The following is a 14,933-nucleotide window of genomic DNA, read 5'->3' as shown; positions in this document are numbered from 1 at the left end:
ATTGAACTCCTTTAACTTATTTTAGTTAAGTGCACCCTTCTTAGCAAGCTGGTCAGCTATATCGTTATAATGATCGTTTGAGTGAGCCTTGACCTTAACAAAATGAATCTTAATTTCTTTTTCTTTATCTAACATGAATTGGCGGTATGACTGAGTAAATTCATTTTTAGCCTGCCATTCGCCAGTGACCCATTTTTCAATTCCTTGATAATCAAAATGAATAAGGACTTCTTTAGCTTCTAATTTAATTGACGCTTTCACAGCCCGCATACTGGCCATCATTTCCCCAGCGACATTACGCATTTTAACTAATTCTGGATCATCGCCACCGCCAAAGAAGGTATATTCTTCGCCTTGGTAAAGGAGAATCCCACCAAAACCATAACGATTATTGGCAGTCATGAAACTACCATCAACATAAGCTAGAACTTGGTCATTAGAATCGACCTTGACAGGTTGACTACCTTGATCACTTAAAAAGTTTTCCGCTTCTGCTTGACTGCTAAAGGATTTATAGACGGCATTGGGGTACTTATCAATGGCTTTTTTACATGTTGGCCAATCAGTGAAAATTCCAGTTTTCCGCCCTTTTTTTACCGCATAGTATTTCACATTATCTCTCCTTTTAACCTTTTAAATACAAATAAAAAGTGAGACAAGCTAGTCTCACTTTAGTAGTCAATATAAAGCGGGTGACGAGAATCGAACTCGCGACGACAGCTTGGGAAGCTGCAGTTTTACCACTAAACTACACCCGCAGAACAAACATGCTCTTTTCAACAAAAGTTATTATAGCATGTTTATCCCCTTTAAAGCAAGATTTATTTAATTTTTATTCCACCGGGAAAGTTTCTAAAGAATCAAGGGCTATCAAGACCGCATAATCCACCGGTCTTTCTAAAATTGAAGTTAAAGCTTTTTTATAAAGCGACATTTGAACTCGGTAGCGTTTCAACAGAACTTGCCTTTGTTCTTTAGCGGGTAAGTAGCCGATATGATCAGTTTTATAGTCAAACAGCCATACCTGGTTATTTTCATCAATAAGGAAGCCATCGATAATTCCGTGAATAAGGACCTTATCATTAGGGGCTAGTCCTGTAGAGGACTTGAGTTGGCGATAAGGTAGTAAATAGGAAAAAGGTTGTTCACGGTAAACTTGGCTCTTAGGATGAATGATCCTTTTACCCATAGTGGTTTCAAAGAAAGCCAGCAACTGCTGTAAATCAGCATCGCTTAAACTACTTTCTTCGAGCAGACCCTTATCAACTAAGCCCTTATAGCTTGCAACTAGTGAATCGAAGCTTGGCATGACCTTTAAGTCAATCGCTTGTAAGAGTAAATGTATGGCTGAGCCATGCTCACTAGGACTATGCTCCGCTTGACTCTGAATAAATTCTGGAGCGGGATAGTGACTAGGAGTAAATCGCAAACCTTGGACTGCTTCACTTTGACTCTTTGAATAGCTCCACTGCACTTGACGCTCGTCTTCTGGTTCTTCAAAGAGTCGCTTTAATTCCGATACAGATTGATAACTACTGGTCTGACTAGCCTCCCGATAAGGATAGTCATAATCTAAAGGCGATGAAATGATCTCGGTTTGAGGATCCTCTTCCTTAACGCTTACTTTTTCGGGCGCAAGTTGAATATTTTGAAAGGCTGTCTGGGTCAAGAGTTCTTCCTCATTCACCACATGGATATGAAAATCCGTAGTCACGCTTTGATAGCTGGATTGGGCCGCCTGGTCATAATGACTTTTATTTCTAAAATCAGGATGGCGGACAATTGTTGTACCAATCCACTTTTGGATATTATCACTTTGACTAGAAATAGCGCACAGACTCTCATCGATGACCTGATTTTTTTGACTCAAGTCGGCCCATTTAATCCATTGATCAAAAGTTTTATCTTGGTCTTCTGTCGCACCTACTAAATAAAGTTTTTGTTCAGCCCGGGTTAAGGCCACATATAATTTACGCTGTTCTTCTGCACTAAGTTCAAGACGCTCATAGTGTTCAGCTAATAAACGAATCGGGTTGCTATAGCTGATGCCATTGAAACGGTCTTTGACTTTAACCCCAATACCGATTTGGTCATTAATCAAAAGTTCATTCTTCAAATCGTCGACGTTGAATCCCTTAGCCATATTGAAATAAAATACCACAGGGAATTCTAGTCCTTTACTAGCATGAACGGTCATTAACTGGACTGCATTTTGATTGAGATCAATGGTTTGCGGACTTTCTAAGTCCTTCTCACGTTCCTGCATCTTTTCAATGAAACGTATAAATTGAAAAAGACCTTTAAATTGGTTTTCCTCAAAATCATAGGCTCTTTTATATAAGCCATGTAAATTACTTTCTCGTTGTAAACCATTGGTCATCCCACTCACATAGTCTAAATAGCCTGTGTCTTGGTAGATTTGCCAAATTAATTGGGCTATCGAGTGTTCTTTAGTGAAACTACGCCAAAACTGGAGCCAATCGAGCAGTTGTTGGAGTTTATTAAATAGGTCATTGTCCTTTTCATTTTGATGAGATTCAATATAAGATTGGACCGCTTCAAAATAAGTCCCCTCCCGCTCAGCCATGCGTATCTGGGCCATTTCTGGTTCAGTCAAGCCGATAATGGGTGACCGTAATACAGCTGCCAAGGGAATATCTTGGTAAGGATTATCAATTAATTTCAACAGCTCTACCATGGTCATAATTTCAGTCCGTTGGAAATAATTTTGCTTTTTGTCTTGCATAATCGGTATATCGTATTGAGAGAAAATATTTTCTAAACCCTGATAGAAAGTACGATTACTTCCTAAAATAACAATATCACTATAGCGTAGCGGGCGCATCTTATCTTCACTAATTGCATCCTTATCATAGATCTTAAAGCCCTTTTGCATGAGTGAAGTTATTTTTTGGGCAATCACTTCTGCTTGGAGTTCGGTTCGAGACAGTTCTTGATTACTATCTAAGCTTTGACGGTAATCTTCATTTTCTTCTACTAACAAGACTTCCGTTTCATAGCCTTCGAGGTCTGGGTACCAAGTGGCTCCCACACTTAACTGCCCTTCCGAAAGATAATCGACTCCACCGATTTTTTCATCCATTAATTGAGAAAACACAAAGTTGACAAAGCTTAAAATCTCAGGGCGACTACGGAAATTTTCCGCTAGATTGATTCGATAAGAAGGCTCCTCAAAAGGCGGCGTTTGATCATCAAAGTTAGCATAACGCTGGTATTTATCCATAAATAATTTAGGATCAGCATATCGGAAGCGGTAGATGCTTTGCTTCACATCCCCTACCATAAAACGATTATGGGAACGATCTTCTTGACTAACCGCTTGAATAATCGCCTCTTGCAGGCCATTGACATCCTGATACTCATCAACCATAACCTCTTTAAAGCGAGACTGATAATAAAGCAGGGCTTCATTCTTGTCAGGATCAGTCGGACTTAAAATTTGATAGGTATATAATTCAATAGCTTGAAAGTCTAGTTGCTTTTCTTCAAGCATTTTTGCTTGCATGCGATCAATGAATAATTGACAAAGATGAACAATGGCTGAAGCTAAGTCATAGCTCTTTTCCAGCATTTTATTTGTGGTCTCTTCATCAAAGGCCAAGAACTTATAGAGGTCAGTCTGGTTGATTTTAGCATTTAATTGTAAGTCCTTTAGCAGTTGACTATAAGCAGATCTTAGAGCCTTTTTTTGATCCATAGCTGGAGACTTGGCCTTAACCTTGTAGTTAATGAAAGCGAATTTGGGCCGGTTGTTAAAATGCTTATAGGCTGCTTGATAGTCCTTGTTTTCTAGGAGGTCTTTTAAATGGATAAAAAACTGCTTTTGTTCTTGAATACCGGCTATCAATTTCTGAATGCCTTCGCCTCTTTCATCTCCTTCTAGGCCTTGATTGGGAATACTTTCTTCATAGGCAGTAAAGGCTTTGATATAGCGATTTTCTAGTAGCTGGGATAAATAAGGGACCAGCTCCTGGCGGTAAAAATTGCTTTGGGAGTAAGTTTTGTCAGCTTGATAATACTTTAAGGAGTCTTGTAGCCATCCTATGGGGTTGGCGTGAGAACGTGCCTTATTATACAAATCAAAAATTAACTGGCTAAGCTTATCATCACTCGCTTGCCGGCCATCTGAATAATTATTGCTGAGAATAATAAAATCATCATGGTATTGGCTATATATATCACTTTCACTATCTAAAAGGTCTTCTTTTAACTTTTTCCAAACTTTCTCATAAAAGAGTAACCATTCCGTCTCATCGGTCACTAGGCGAAATTTGGGATCCAGATCAATTAGATAATAGTAGCGATTGATCACTTGCCGACAAAAGGCATCAATGGTCGATATATTGGCTTGAGGCAGGGCTTGAACTTCCCTTTGGAGATGGAGTCTTTTTTGGGTATCTAGCTCACGGTTAATTTCATCTTTTAAGCTTTTCTCAATCCGCTCTTTCATTTCCTTAGCCGCTAATTCGGTAAAAGTAACTACTAAGAGTTCGGATAGCTTACGCCCACTTTTCACCTGATTAATAATTCTCTCAACCAAGACCCGGGTTTTTCCTGAGCCCGCTGAGGCCGAAAGTAATAAATTATGCTGGTTTAAATGAATAGCAGACCATTGTTGGTCCGTATAAGTTGCATTTTGCGGTTTAATTGGTATTGTCACCCTTATTCTTCCTCCTCACTGGTCTCATTTAATTCATTTGCGGACATTTGGAAAAAGGTCTCTTTAGAAAGCTTTAATCTGTCACGATAGTGTTTGCCTGGCTCGGTTAAATCAAATTGAGCAATACTTTTATAGGCTGTCGTCGAGGGAAGGTATTTTTCATCTTCCAGGGGGCGTAATTGAATATCACCACTCATAATATTTTCTGAACTGTTATAAATAATTTCTTTTATATAGTCTAATAAGGCTTGGAATTCTTTTAAGGTCAGTATTTTCCGCGACCTATTCTTATCAAAATCTCCGTCCTTTTTCAGTCCATAAGCATACAGCTCTTCCCCATCGTAGCCCGCTTTCATAATGTCTTCGAGTAGTTGTTGGCTAGCTAGGAAATATTCATTACTTTTTAATTCTTGGCTTAAATCAACCGTACCGCTAGCATTTTTCGCCATCATCTCAGCATATTCGCTTTGGTTTTCGACCTTTTTCAAAGGGGCACTCACTTTTTGGTAAAAGGCTCCAAAGGGAATGATCCTTTTATCGGGATACTGGGCTTGAAATTTTTCCAAACAGACCAATAAATAAGTATAGAGCTGGATATTAGTCCCTTGGAATATATCGCCAAGATTGATTGCCCTTGCCCCTGATTTATAATCAGTGACCTGGCTAACGAGATAATCTTGCCCCTTAAACTGCCAATTAAAGGTATCGATGCGGTCAATAATTCCTCGCAAGTGAACCCTAGTCTGATCAGACAATGTAAAGGAATAGGAGTGGTCCGCCTTCATCCCAAAACTTGCTTCATTAGCATGGTTATGCCACTTAGTCTTATTCATCTTTATATCAAATTGTTTGATAAAACGATTAAGGTTAAAGTTTAATTGTTTTAATTGGTAATTATAGAACTGGTTGGCCGAAAAAATATCATAGGCCGGATCCTTTAATGCAGTATTAAGCGATTGAGTAAATAATTCATCAAATGAATCATCCGACTGTTTCTTTAGGTCATAATATTCTTGCAGCACTCGGTGGAAATAACTTCCTGTCAGGCGCTCATCAATTTTAAAGATAGGCCGCTCTCTTAACTTTAAGCCATACTGTAAAAAGTAAGAAAAAGGATCCTTATTATACAACTCTAAGCTTGACACAGATACCGCCAATTGTGATCCGTATAAGGCCTTAGCTTCCTCTGAACTTAAATTGACCACTTTATTTTGGTGGTTTAGTCCCTGAAGTGCTCTTAGGCTATATTCTCGACTCTTTGTCTCCTGGCTAAGGACTTCTTTGAGCGCCTTCCATCGATCTGAAATCGCCAAGTGCTTACTTTTATTGCCTTGATAAACTTGGATCAAATAATGCAATTGGCTACGCCAATTTCCAAAGACTAGAGAGTCTTTCTCAGACACTGGCAAGGCTAGTGATTTTTTATCCCAAACTTCGAGGTCAAAACGATCAATTAAGTAAGTTAAATAAGGAGAGATATCTGTCGTCTTATCTCCTAGTTGATTATAGGGAAAGGATAAATATAAGCGTTCACTAGCAGATAAAAAGAGTTTATAGGCAATAAATTTTTCGTTATTCGTCTTGACTTGGCTACTTAGATTCAAGCCTTCATTGACGTTAAAATAGTGATTTAAAACCTCCCGATCTTCATCCGTCAGTAAGGTGTGATTTTGATAAGCCTTAGGTAAATTAGACTTGGTCAAAGCCATAACAAAAGTTACCTTTTTATGTTCTGAACGTTGACTGTCAATTCCCCGAATCGTTACCGGATCCAAGGTTGGGGGGACCATATTATATTTTGTCTGGTTAAAGGCACTGGCCAAAACTTCTTGAAAATCTTGAATTTTAAAGCTTTGGTTCTTAAATAAGCGGTCATATTGGTCAAGCACTTTGATAAAGGCTTGCCAAGCTTGTTCGTGGTGGCGTCCCTCATCCAAGCGGTTATTGAGGGCATTGTTTTGAGCCCAAAGCATTAATTGTTCAGGAATCTGATAGTGGACTAAAAATTGATAGAGGGCCAGCAAAGCGTCATGGTTATTACTTGCTTGATCAAAAGCTGTAAAAAGGCCATCCAAGGCTTCAGCAAGAAAGGCTTTGACTTGATTAGCGATTTCCTGAGTTTTTTGATCTGATTCACTGGCAACCACTTGTCCGTAATCATCCACCCTTAAATAAGACCAAGTAACCCCTTTCTGCCACCATGATTTGCCCTCATAGCCATTTTGTAGCACAACGTTTTCTGTGAGATCGACCTCGCGTCGGAAGCTTTCAACTTCAGACCAAGGATCCTCAGAATCATGCAAGGGCAATAACAGTTCAGTCCGTAAAAGATTAAAGATGTCCTCATAACGCCAATCGTAACGATAAATGCGAATAAGCGCATCAATGAACAAGAACAAGGGATGGTCTGCCATGGATTCACTGTCGTCAAGGAAATAGGGAATATTATTCATCTTTAAATAAGGCAAAAGCTGTTCTCTTACCTGGTCAAAGTCTCTAGTCAAAATTTGGATATCCTGATAACGATAAGCTTGACAACTGACTAAATGATAAATTTGGTTAGCAACTTGCTCTGCTTCAATATATGGGGTTTGACAGGACCACACTTGGATCAAATTTTTAACTTGATCTTGCTCTTCTTTGGAAATAGCAGCGTAAGCCGCCTTTTCATTCGACCAATCCTTGACTAGGGTCTGGTCGAGTAAGTAAAAGCCAGGAGCAAAATGAGCATTGCTTTTCCCCACTCGGTCAAGCATCAAAGGACAATCGATAGCTTTGGTTAATTGAACTAACTTATTATAGCTTTGCCGGCTCAAACTAAATAAATCTTGCCCTTGAAACTCACTCTTCAGCGTCTTCTGACTATCCAGGGTTAATATCACTTCTACCTGGTCACAAGCCGCCAATAAATCGCCAAGAATATCAAATTCATTAGCAGTAAAACGATAGAAACCATCAACCACCACCCTAACCTGTGATAAATCGGTCGTCGCCAGGTAGTGCTTTAATTGTTGGTAGAGAGCCTGTTCAGTGAGAATTTGATCAGATAACTTGCTTTCAAAGCTTTGATAGATAAGTATAAGTTCTCTTAATTTGTTTAATTGGTTATCTAATAGGGGATCTTGACCGTCCGCTTCTACTTCTACGGTATGGTAGATTTCAATTAACCGTTGACTACTGATATTTCCCTGGTCAAATTCCTTAAATAATTGGGTTAATTGTTCTTGAAAACCAATATAGCCACTTTCGCGGCGAAAGATAAGCAAGTCTTCCTGCAAGTCATTTAATATTTGCTTGATCAACATCATTAGGCCAATATCATCTAATCCTGATTGAATGGGCTCTTGATTTTGTTCTAAAAAATACCAGGCAAGCCGTTTAAAGGAAAAAACCTGTAAGCGCATCATGGCAACCCCGTCACCACTATCAGGCTTACTTTTATACGCTTGAATATTATCAAGAATAATTTTTTCCATATCAAACTTCATATGCTCGGGGACTAGATAAAAGACTCGGTGACTTGAATCAGCTGCTAAGAAGCTTGCCATGTCTCTCAATGTGTCCTCACGATTATCCTTAGTTTCTAAAATACGTGTGATTTGTAAACGCATGCTAACCTTCCTTTAAAAAGACTCCTATAAGAAATGAAAAGGATCAGTATTGACCTCTGAAGGGAAGACAGCCAGCTCCAAATGATTAGCTTGGCTCCACTGGGTCAACTCTTCTAGGACATAGGGAATACAAATGGCTTCCATATGGTGACCGGGATCAATTAGACAAAGGCCACTTTCATAGATATCATGGGCAGTATGGTAATCCGCGTCAGCCGTAATAAAAACATCAGCCCCGGCTGCCTTGGCTGCTTGATAATAGGATGAACCTGCCCCACCTAATACGGCTACCCGGTGAACAATAGCCTTGTTATCCCTAGTCACAAAGCGAATGCCTTCTAGCTTAGAAAGATCCTTAATCTTTTCTACATAATCTTTAAAGGGGATTTTCTCTTTTAATTCCCCGATTCTACCCATACCAATACTTTGATAATCATTTTCCTTCTCATAGACTTCAATAACCGGTTCTTCATAGGGATGGTATTTTTTAACTAGATCACAGACTTGCTCTTTTTCCCTTTCCTTGACAGTAAAGGACAAGGCAACTTCCTCAAGCTCAGTGACTTGGTTGACCTCACCAATTCTTGGTTGGGCCCCTTCTACAGGAATAAAATTCCCTTGACCAGTCCATTGAAAGAAACAATGTTGGTAATTTCCAATAACAGAAAGAGGATAGTCACTAAGCGCTTCTTTGAAATCAGGCAAGTTCTCTTGGGGTAAAAAAGTGACCAGGCGATAATTTTTTTCATGGTAATGAGCTGCAAAAACCTCGGCATTTTCTATCCCATAACGTTTAGCCAACCAATCATTCATTCCTGGTTGACTACTATCAAGATTAGTATGAGCACTGTAAACGGCAATTTGATGCCTAATCAGCTTGGCATACATGGCTCGTTGGGGATCATCTTCGCTGAGGCGCTTTGCCGGTCTAAATATTACCGGATGGTGGGAAAAAATAAAGTCAACTTGTTTCTCTATGGCCTCCTCAACCACTTCCGGACGGACATCTAAAGTCACCAAAACCCGCTTGACTTCTTGACCTAAGGATCCAAAATGTAAGCCAATCGGGTCGCCTTCTAGCGCATAGGTAGTGGGAAAACGTTTTTCAAAATACTGGACAAGGTCGCTAACGGTTACTTTATTGGTCATCACTATCACCCTCCAAAGCTTGTTTGATCATTGCTAACTGTTTACTAAATTGCTGACGTCGTTGGCTAAGTGCCTCCCCTTTCATTTGTTGAAGAATACTCTCTATCTTATGCTGACGCCGGCTCCATTTTTTCCTAAAAATAGCTGGATTACTATCCTTAGTATAAACACCGAGGTAAATCTGGCTATCACTGAGACCAAGAGACTTTCCGACATATTCGGCAGCAATAATTTCATATATTTTTCCTGCGTCTTCTAAAATTTCTTCTCCTAGAATTTGGTATCCCTTATCCAACAGCCATTGACGCAAAAGGTATTCATCAATATTTGCCTGTAAAATTAACTTGGGATAGTTTAATTGCGACAAAATATCCTCACCAGCGAGCAAAATTTCATGAATGAGCTTGCCCCCCATCCCTGCGATAATAAGCGTATCGACTGGGTCTTCTTTTTTTAAGGTAGCTAAACCATTGCCCAAGCGGCAAGATACTAGGTCCTCATAGTGATTATCAAGTACAGCTTGACACATCCGCTCATAAGGTCCCTGAGCCACTTCACTACAAATAGCCCCCTTAATCAGTCCTTGGTCTAGTAAATAAATCGGAATATGGGCGTGGTCTGAACCAATATCTGCTACAAAACTTCCCTTTTCAACATAATTTGCGATTCCCTTAAGACGTTTGGAGAGTGTTTTGGTCATTGCTTAGCTCCTCTTCTAATGATTTTATCGATGCCTTCTGCCATCAATTGATAGCCAGCTTGAGTCAGGTGGACCCCCTCGATGGTTAGCTCAGGTCGGCAATAATTATTAGCGTCGTAAAATCCTTGCCATTCCCAATAGGTTAATGAATATTTCGAGTCAAGTTGTCTTAAATTATTGTTTAAACGATCAATGAGCACATTGGAGACCGAGGGATCTTCACTAAGATTTCGCATCACTAGGGATAAGATCAGCTGAGACTTAGGATAATGCTGGCTAAAAAATTCGACATTCTTTTCAATCCAGTAGGTCGGATTATCGATACCTAAGCCCTGCCATAATTCATTAATCCCGTACATTAATAAAATGGTATCATAATCCTCACTTAAATCATTATTTTTAATGAGCTTATCGTAGCCTTCTTGAGCAATGCTGCCGCTAACCGCCCGATTATCAATTTTTATATCTCCAAGCTGGGCGAAGGGAAATTTTGCTAGAACTGAGTGGCCATAAAATAAGAGTCTAGTCATCTGCTTTGTCAACCTTTCATCATAATTTCTCTATTTATCTTAGCAAACTTTGCGTATAATGATAATGATCTAAAAATTACTTTATTCTTAAGGAGGTAAGGAATACAATGGGATTTCGCTTTAAAAAAGAGGAAATGGAAAGTATTGACGACTTATTTGACCGTTTAATCCAACCAGCTAACCCGCGTCAGGAGGACCAAACCGAAGACCAAGCTGAGGAGAAAGCAAGTATTTATTTAAGCCAAGATTTTATTAGAAAGTATACCTCTTTTGATAGCTTTGAAGAGTTTTCATTGCAGGCGCCACTTCCTCTACAAGCAGCTGATCAATTAAACGAGGGAGATTCTTATTTAATGAACCAATTCGTCCGCCTACATAGTGATTTTGAAAGCTGGCAAGAACTCCTTAATCATAGATAAGAAAAAGGCCAATTCGAGTGAACATCTTGAATTTGGCCTTTTTGTTTTGTATTGCTTTTCTCGTTATTCATTAAGGAGTTGCTGATAAATCCTTAAATAGTCCTTAGCTGGTTTTTCCCAGCGGAAATCGCGAGTCATCGCATGTTGAATCAGATAATACCAAGCTTCTTTTTGGTTGTAGTAAACCCCAAGCGCATAGTGGACCATGTTGGAAAAATCTCCCGTATCAAAGCGCTTAAAACTAAAACCATTGCCTTCCCCAGTAAACTGATTATAAGGAATAACCGTATCCTTTAAGCCACCAGTTTCATGAACCAGGGGTAAAGTGCCATAACGCATTGAAATCATTTGCGAAAGCCCACAAGGTTCAAAGGCACTTGGCATCAGGAAGAGATCGCTACCGGCGTAAATTTGCTGAGCTAATTGGGTATCAAAGTCAATATAGGCACAAAATCGTCCCTTATATTGGTCTTCAAAGTAACGGAAAGAATGCTCGAAACGCTGGTCACCTGTCCCTAAAATGAGGAATTGGGCTGAGGTGGTGTGCAATAATTCTTCAGCTTTAGCTTCTAGTAACTGCATACCCTTTTGATCGGTTAAGCGACTCACCACGGCAAGAAGCGGTCGGTCAGGATCAACTTCTAAGCCTACCCGTTCCTGTAAGGAGGCCTTATTGGTTGCCTTCCCATCACGCACTGTATCCATGCTATAGTTTGTAACTAAGGCAGGGTCTGTTTGCGGATTATTCAAATCGTAATCAATGCCATTGATTATCCCGCGAATTTTAAAGGCGTTAGCCCTAAGCGTACCATCTAAAGCTTCTCCAAATTCTGGCGTTTGGATCTCCCGAGCATAGCTAGGGCTCACAGTGGTGACAATATCACTAAAGTTGATCCCCCCCTTTAGATAATTGACCCGGTTATTTTGTTTCACACCATTATCATGGAAGAGGCTATTAGTGGTATTGAAAAAATTTTTTAAATTTTCTTGGTCCGTCCAGCCTTGAAAACGCAAGTTATGAATAGTCAAGACCTTACGAATGTTCTTATAGGCCTCTACCCAATGGTAGCGGTCAACTAAGAGGGCTGGAATCATGGCGCTCTGCCAGTCATTGACATGAATGACGTTTGGAACGAAATCAATTTTTTCCATCATTTCAATAACTGCTAGGGAGAAAAAGGCAAAACGTTCCTCATCATCCCCATAACCATAAAGAGAATCACGATCAAAATAGTCTAAATTATCGACAAAATAATAGCTTAGCCCTTCTAATTGTAAATATTTAATTCCAACATAAGCTCTCTTCTTCCCCATATCGAGGGTGAAACACAACAAATCTTTGACGTCTTTCTTATATTTCTCAGGCATAAGTGTGTAGTAAGGGAGGACGACACGAATATCTACCCCCTGGCGCTGTAATTCCTTAGGTAGGGCATAGGAAACATCTCCTAGCCCTCCTGATTTAAAAAAAGGAGCCGCTTCTGCAGAAACAAATAAAACTTTCATCATGTCCTCATTTCTAAATCTTCAAACTAGTTGGCTAAAAAGCTTAGAAGTCAGATTTCTTGATGACTTCATGCTTACCAATAACAATTAAGTCGTCAGGTTTTCCTTCAATAACCGCTCCTGGTTCCACGGTCACATTCTTATCCAAAATGGCATAGGAAACCTTAGCCCCTTTACCAATTTTACAACCTTGCAGGATGATGGAGTGACTGACTTCAGCTTCAGCCTCCACAACGACTTTCCGGAATAGTTGAGAATGGAATACCTTCCCAAAAATTTCACATCCTGTGGCTAATTGGGAATGCTTAACGTCAGCTCCCTTAGCATAAAATGTTGGAACGCCATTGTGTCCCTTGGTATAGATACTTTGTTTATTTTGGAAGAGCTCGGTATATGCTTCTGGCTCTAGCATATCCATACTTGCTTGGTAGTAAGCATTAATCGAATCAATATTAGCGATATAGCCATGGTGTTCAACCCCCACCGTCTTATAATCTGTAAGGAATTGAATCAAAATGTCATCAAGGTTTTGGTTGATGTCTTGGCTTTCAGCCTTTTCAATAATTTCTAACATGATTTTAGTTGGTACGATGGACATGTTCATATCATATAGAACGGTATCGCTTTCAATTGGGGTAATTCCCTCAACTAATAATTCATTAATATAGCCCGCTTCATCCAAGCTAACTATCCGCTCATTGGGGTGATATTCTATCATTTGACGAGGAACACGGGTGTATAGACGGGCAATATCAGCGTCAGAATCATCTAGGGCTTCAATTAAATCACTAATAACCACATTAGCTAAAACACGAGATCCGGCAACATAAACATAATCCGCATGGGAGCGATTAATAAAAGTCTCATGGTCATCATAAAAATCACCACGGCGACTAGCTGCTTCATAAAGCGCTTGTTTATGCTCCATTTGTGAGAAAGTAAATATGCCACCCCGATAAGTGTCTAAGTCCCAAGGCTTACCGCTACGGATATGGTCATAGACAGAGCGACCTGACCGACCGATAAAGAGGGCTGCCGAACGCATATTAGCATAAGTGATACTAGACAAAGCAAAGTCTAATAAGCGGTAACGGCAAGCAAAAGGTAACATGGCAATAGGACGTTGCTTAGTCAATGGGTAAAGATCGTTATCATTTTCAGTTAAGTTTAATATTGCACAAACTTTATTTTGAACCATGCTCACTACCCCCTATTATTTCTTCATATCCAGCCACCTGAATATCATGTACTTCACCAACAAAGCGTGTATTATCCATCACTTCAGCATTTTCACCCAGAATCGCATACTTAATTTCTACATTTTGGCCAATTTTTGCTCCTGACATAATCACACTATTTTCAATCAGACTTCCCTTGCCAATTGTGACATTTTGCGAAATGACTGAATTTTTAATGCTTCCACGATTAAGCGTTCCATCACAAATCATTGAATCTTCGACATGACTTTCTTCTGACATGAATTGTGGAGGGGCAACTGCAACTTTCGAAAAGATTGGCCAGGTATCTTCACGAATATTCAGCGGATGGTTAGGCTCTAAGAATTCCATATTAGCTTCCCAAAGACTATCGATGGTTCCAACATCCTTCCAGTAACCATGGAAAGAATAGGCGTAGAGTCTTTCTTGGTTTTCAAGATAAGCAGGAATAACATCATGACCAAAGTCTTCCATTTTCTCAGGGTCATTGACCAAATATTGGCGTAATAATTCCCAATTAAAAATATAAATCCCCATGGAAGCTAAATTGCTCTTAGGCTCAGCCGGTTTCTCTTCAAATTCAACAATGCGCCCTGCCTCATCCGTATTCATAATGCCAAAACGGGAAGCTTCTTCCATTGGAACGGGGATAACTCCTACCGTACAATCAGCTTCATTCTTTATGTGCTCTTGAAGCATGGCTTCATAATTCATTTTATAAATATGGTCACCAGACAGGATGCGGACATATTTAGGTTGGTGAGAATCAACGAAGGCTATATTTTGATAAATCGCATTAGCTGTCCCCTTAAACCATTTTTCCCCTTCACTACTTGAGTAAGGTTGTAAAACAGCTGCCCCGCCATCGCTAACGTCCAGCCCCCAAGGTGCCCCATTGCCAATATGGTCATTTAAAACGAGCGGTTCATACTGAGTCATGACCTCTACTGTCGTAATACCTGAATTTGCACAATTACTTAAGGGAAAATCAATGATGCGGTATTTTCCCCCAAAAGGGACAGCGGGTTTAGCGATATCTTGGGTGAGTTTTCCTAAACGAGTTCCTTTACCACCAGCTAAAATCATAGCTAACATTTCACTTTTCATAGATTACGAGATT

The 14,933-nt window shown here is 39.7% G+C and carries 10 protein-coding genes and 1 tRNA gene; 1 reads left to right on the top strand and 10 read right to left on the bottom strand.

What is annotated here, in order from left to right:
* Positions 1-21: 21 nt before the first annotated feature.
* The 7 genes from CJ190_RS04135 to CJ190_RS04105 all read right to left on the bottom strand — a co-directional run bounded on the left by CJ190_RS04135 (position 22) and on the right by CJ190_RS04105 (position 10,671).
* Positions 22-612 (bottom strand): ribonuclease H1 domain-containing protein, encoded by a 591-nt coding sequence (locus tag CJ190_RS04135; RefSeq protein ID WP_064293083.1) that lies wholly within the window; start codon positions 610-612, stop codon positions 22-24.
* Between the two features lie 75 nt (positions 613-687).
* Positions 688-758, bottom strand: a tRNA-Gly gene (locus tag CJ190_RS04130).
* 74 nt (positions 759-832) lie between these two features.
* Complete coding sequence (addA, locus tag CJ190_RS04125; protein WP_168162767.1) at positions 833-4,681, bottom strand: helicase-exonuclease AddAB subunit AddA; 3,849 nt, start codon at positions 4,679-4,681, stop codon at positions 833-835.
* A 2-nt stretch (positions 4,682-4,683) separates the two neighbouring features.
* Positions 4,684-8,292, bottom strand: a complete 3,609-nt coding sequence (locus tag CJ190_RS04120; protein WP_070597925.1) for a PD-(D/E)XK nuclease family protein — start codon at positions 8,290-8,292, stop codon at positions 4,684-4,686.
* Positions 8,293-8,316: 24 nt separating this feature from the next.
* Complete coding sequence (locus tag CJ190_RS04115; RefSeq protein ID WP_064293086.1) at positions 8,317-9,441, bottom strand: Nif3-like dinuclear metal center hexameric protein; 1,125 nt, start codon at positions 9,439-9,441, stop codon at positions 8,317-8,319.
* On the bottom strand, positions 9,431-10,141 hold the full coding sequence (locus CJ190_RS04110) for a tRNA (adenine(22)-N(1))-methyltransferase (RefSeq protein ID WP_064293087.1): 711 nt from the start codon (positions 10,139-10,141) through the stop codon (positions 9,431-9,433). Before CJ190_RS04110 ends, CJ190_RS04115 begins: the two co-directional genes overlap by 11 nt.
* Positions 10,138-10,671 carry a GDSL-type esterase/lipase family protein gene (locus CJ190_RS04105; RefSeq protein WP_064293088.1) on the bottom strand — a complete coding sequence of 178 codons (534 nt, stop codon included), beginning with the start codon at positions 10,669-10,671 and terminating at the stop codon, positions 10,138-10,140. Before CJ190_RS04105 ends, CJ190_RS04110 begins: the two co-directional genes overlap by 4 nt.
* Positions 10,672-10,778: 107 nt before the next feature.
* Here CJ190_RS04105 and CJ190_RS04100 point away from each other — a divergent pair, with 107 nt between their 5' ends.
* Positions 10,779-11,090, top strand: coding sequence for a hypothetical protein (locus tag CJ190_RS04100; protein WP_064293089.1), 312 nt, complete (start codon positions 10,779-10,781; stop codon positions 11,088-11,090).
* Between the two features lie 63 nt (positions 11,091-11,153).
* Here the strand turns inward: CJ190_RS04100 and glgA are convergent, their stop codons facing one another.
* From glgA to CJ190_RS04085, 3 genes are read right to left on the bottom strand one after another with little or no spacing between them, the layout of a single operon-like run.
* Positions 11,154-12,596 carry a glycogen synthase GlgA gene (gene glgA / locus CJ190_RS04095; protein ID WP_064293090.1) on the bottom strand — a complete coding sequence of 481 codons (1,443 nt, stop codon included), beginning with the start codon at positions 12,594-12,596 and terminating at the stop codon, positions 11,154-11,156.
* A gap of 43 nt (positions 12,597-12,639) precedes the next feature.
* Positions 12,640-13,794, bottom strand: coding sequence for a glucose-1-phosphate adenylyltransferase subunit GlgD (gene glgD, locus CJ190_RS04090; RefSeq protein WP_070597926.1), 1,155 nt, complete (start codon positions 13,792-13,794; stop codon positions 12,640-12,642).
* A complete protein-coding gene (locus tag CJ190_RS04085; RefSeq protein WP_101562026.1) occupies positions 13,781-14,920 on the bottom strand; it encodes a glucose-1-phosphate adenylyltransferase in 1,140 nt (379 codons plus the stop codon). Before CJ190_RS04085 ends, glgD begins: the two co-directional genes overlap by 14 nt.
* Positions 14,921-14,933: the final 13 nt, after the last annotated feature.

It is taken from the genome of Aerococcus loyolae, assembly GCF_002871915.2.
GTDB classification, from domain to species: Bacteria; Bacillota; Bacilli; order Lactobacillales; family Aerococcaceae; genus Aerococcus; species Aerococcus loyolae.
This window is presented reverse-complemented; position numbering and strand designations above follow the sequence as displayed.

What these genes read in the sequence shown, in the direction of transcription:
- CJ190_RS04120 (WP_070597925.1), bottom strand. Translation starts at nt 8,292, where the DNA reads ATGCGTTTACAAATCACACGTATTTTAGAAACTAAGGATAATCGTGAG.
- CJ190_RS04115 (WP_064293086.1), bottom strand. Translation starts at nt 9,441, where the DNA reads ATGACCAATAAAGTAACCGTTAGCGACCTTGTCCAGTATTTTGAAAAA.
- CJ190_RS04110 (WP_064293087.1), bottom strand. Translation starts at nt 10,141, where the DNA reads ATGACCAAAACACTCTCCAAACGTCTTAAGGGAATCGCAAATTATGTT.
- CJ190_RS04105 (WP_064293088.1), bottom strand. Translation starts at nt 10,671, where the DNA reads ATGACTAGACTCTTATTTTATGGCCACTCAGTTCTAGCAAAATTTCCC.
- CJ190_RS04100 (WP_064293089.1), top strand. Translation starts at nt 10,779, where the DNA reads ATGGGATTTCGCTTTAAAAAAGAGGAAATGGAAAGTATTGACGACTTA.
- glgA (WP_064293090.1), bottom strand. Translation starts at nt 12,596, where the DNA reads ATGAAAGTTTTATTTGTTTCTGCAGAAGCGGCTCCTTTTTTTAAATCA.
- glgD (WP_070597926.1), bottom strand. Translation starts at nt 13,794, where the DNA reads ATGGTTCAAAATAAAGTTTGTGCAATATTAAACTTAACTGAAAATGAT.
- CJ190_RS04085 (WP_101562026.1), bottom strand. Translation starts at nt 14,920, where the DNA reads ATGAAAAGTGAAATGTTAGCTATGATTTTAGCTGGTGGTAAAGGAACT.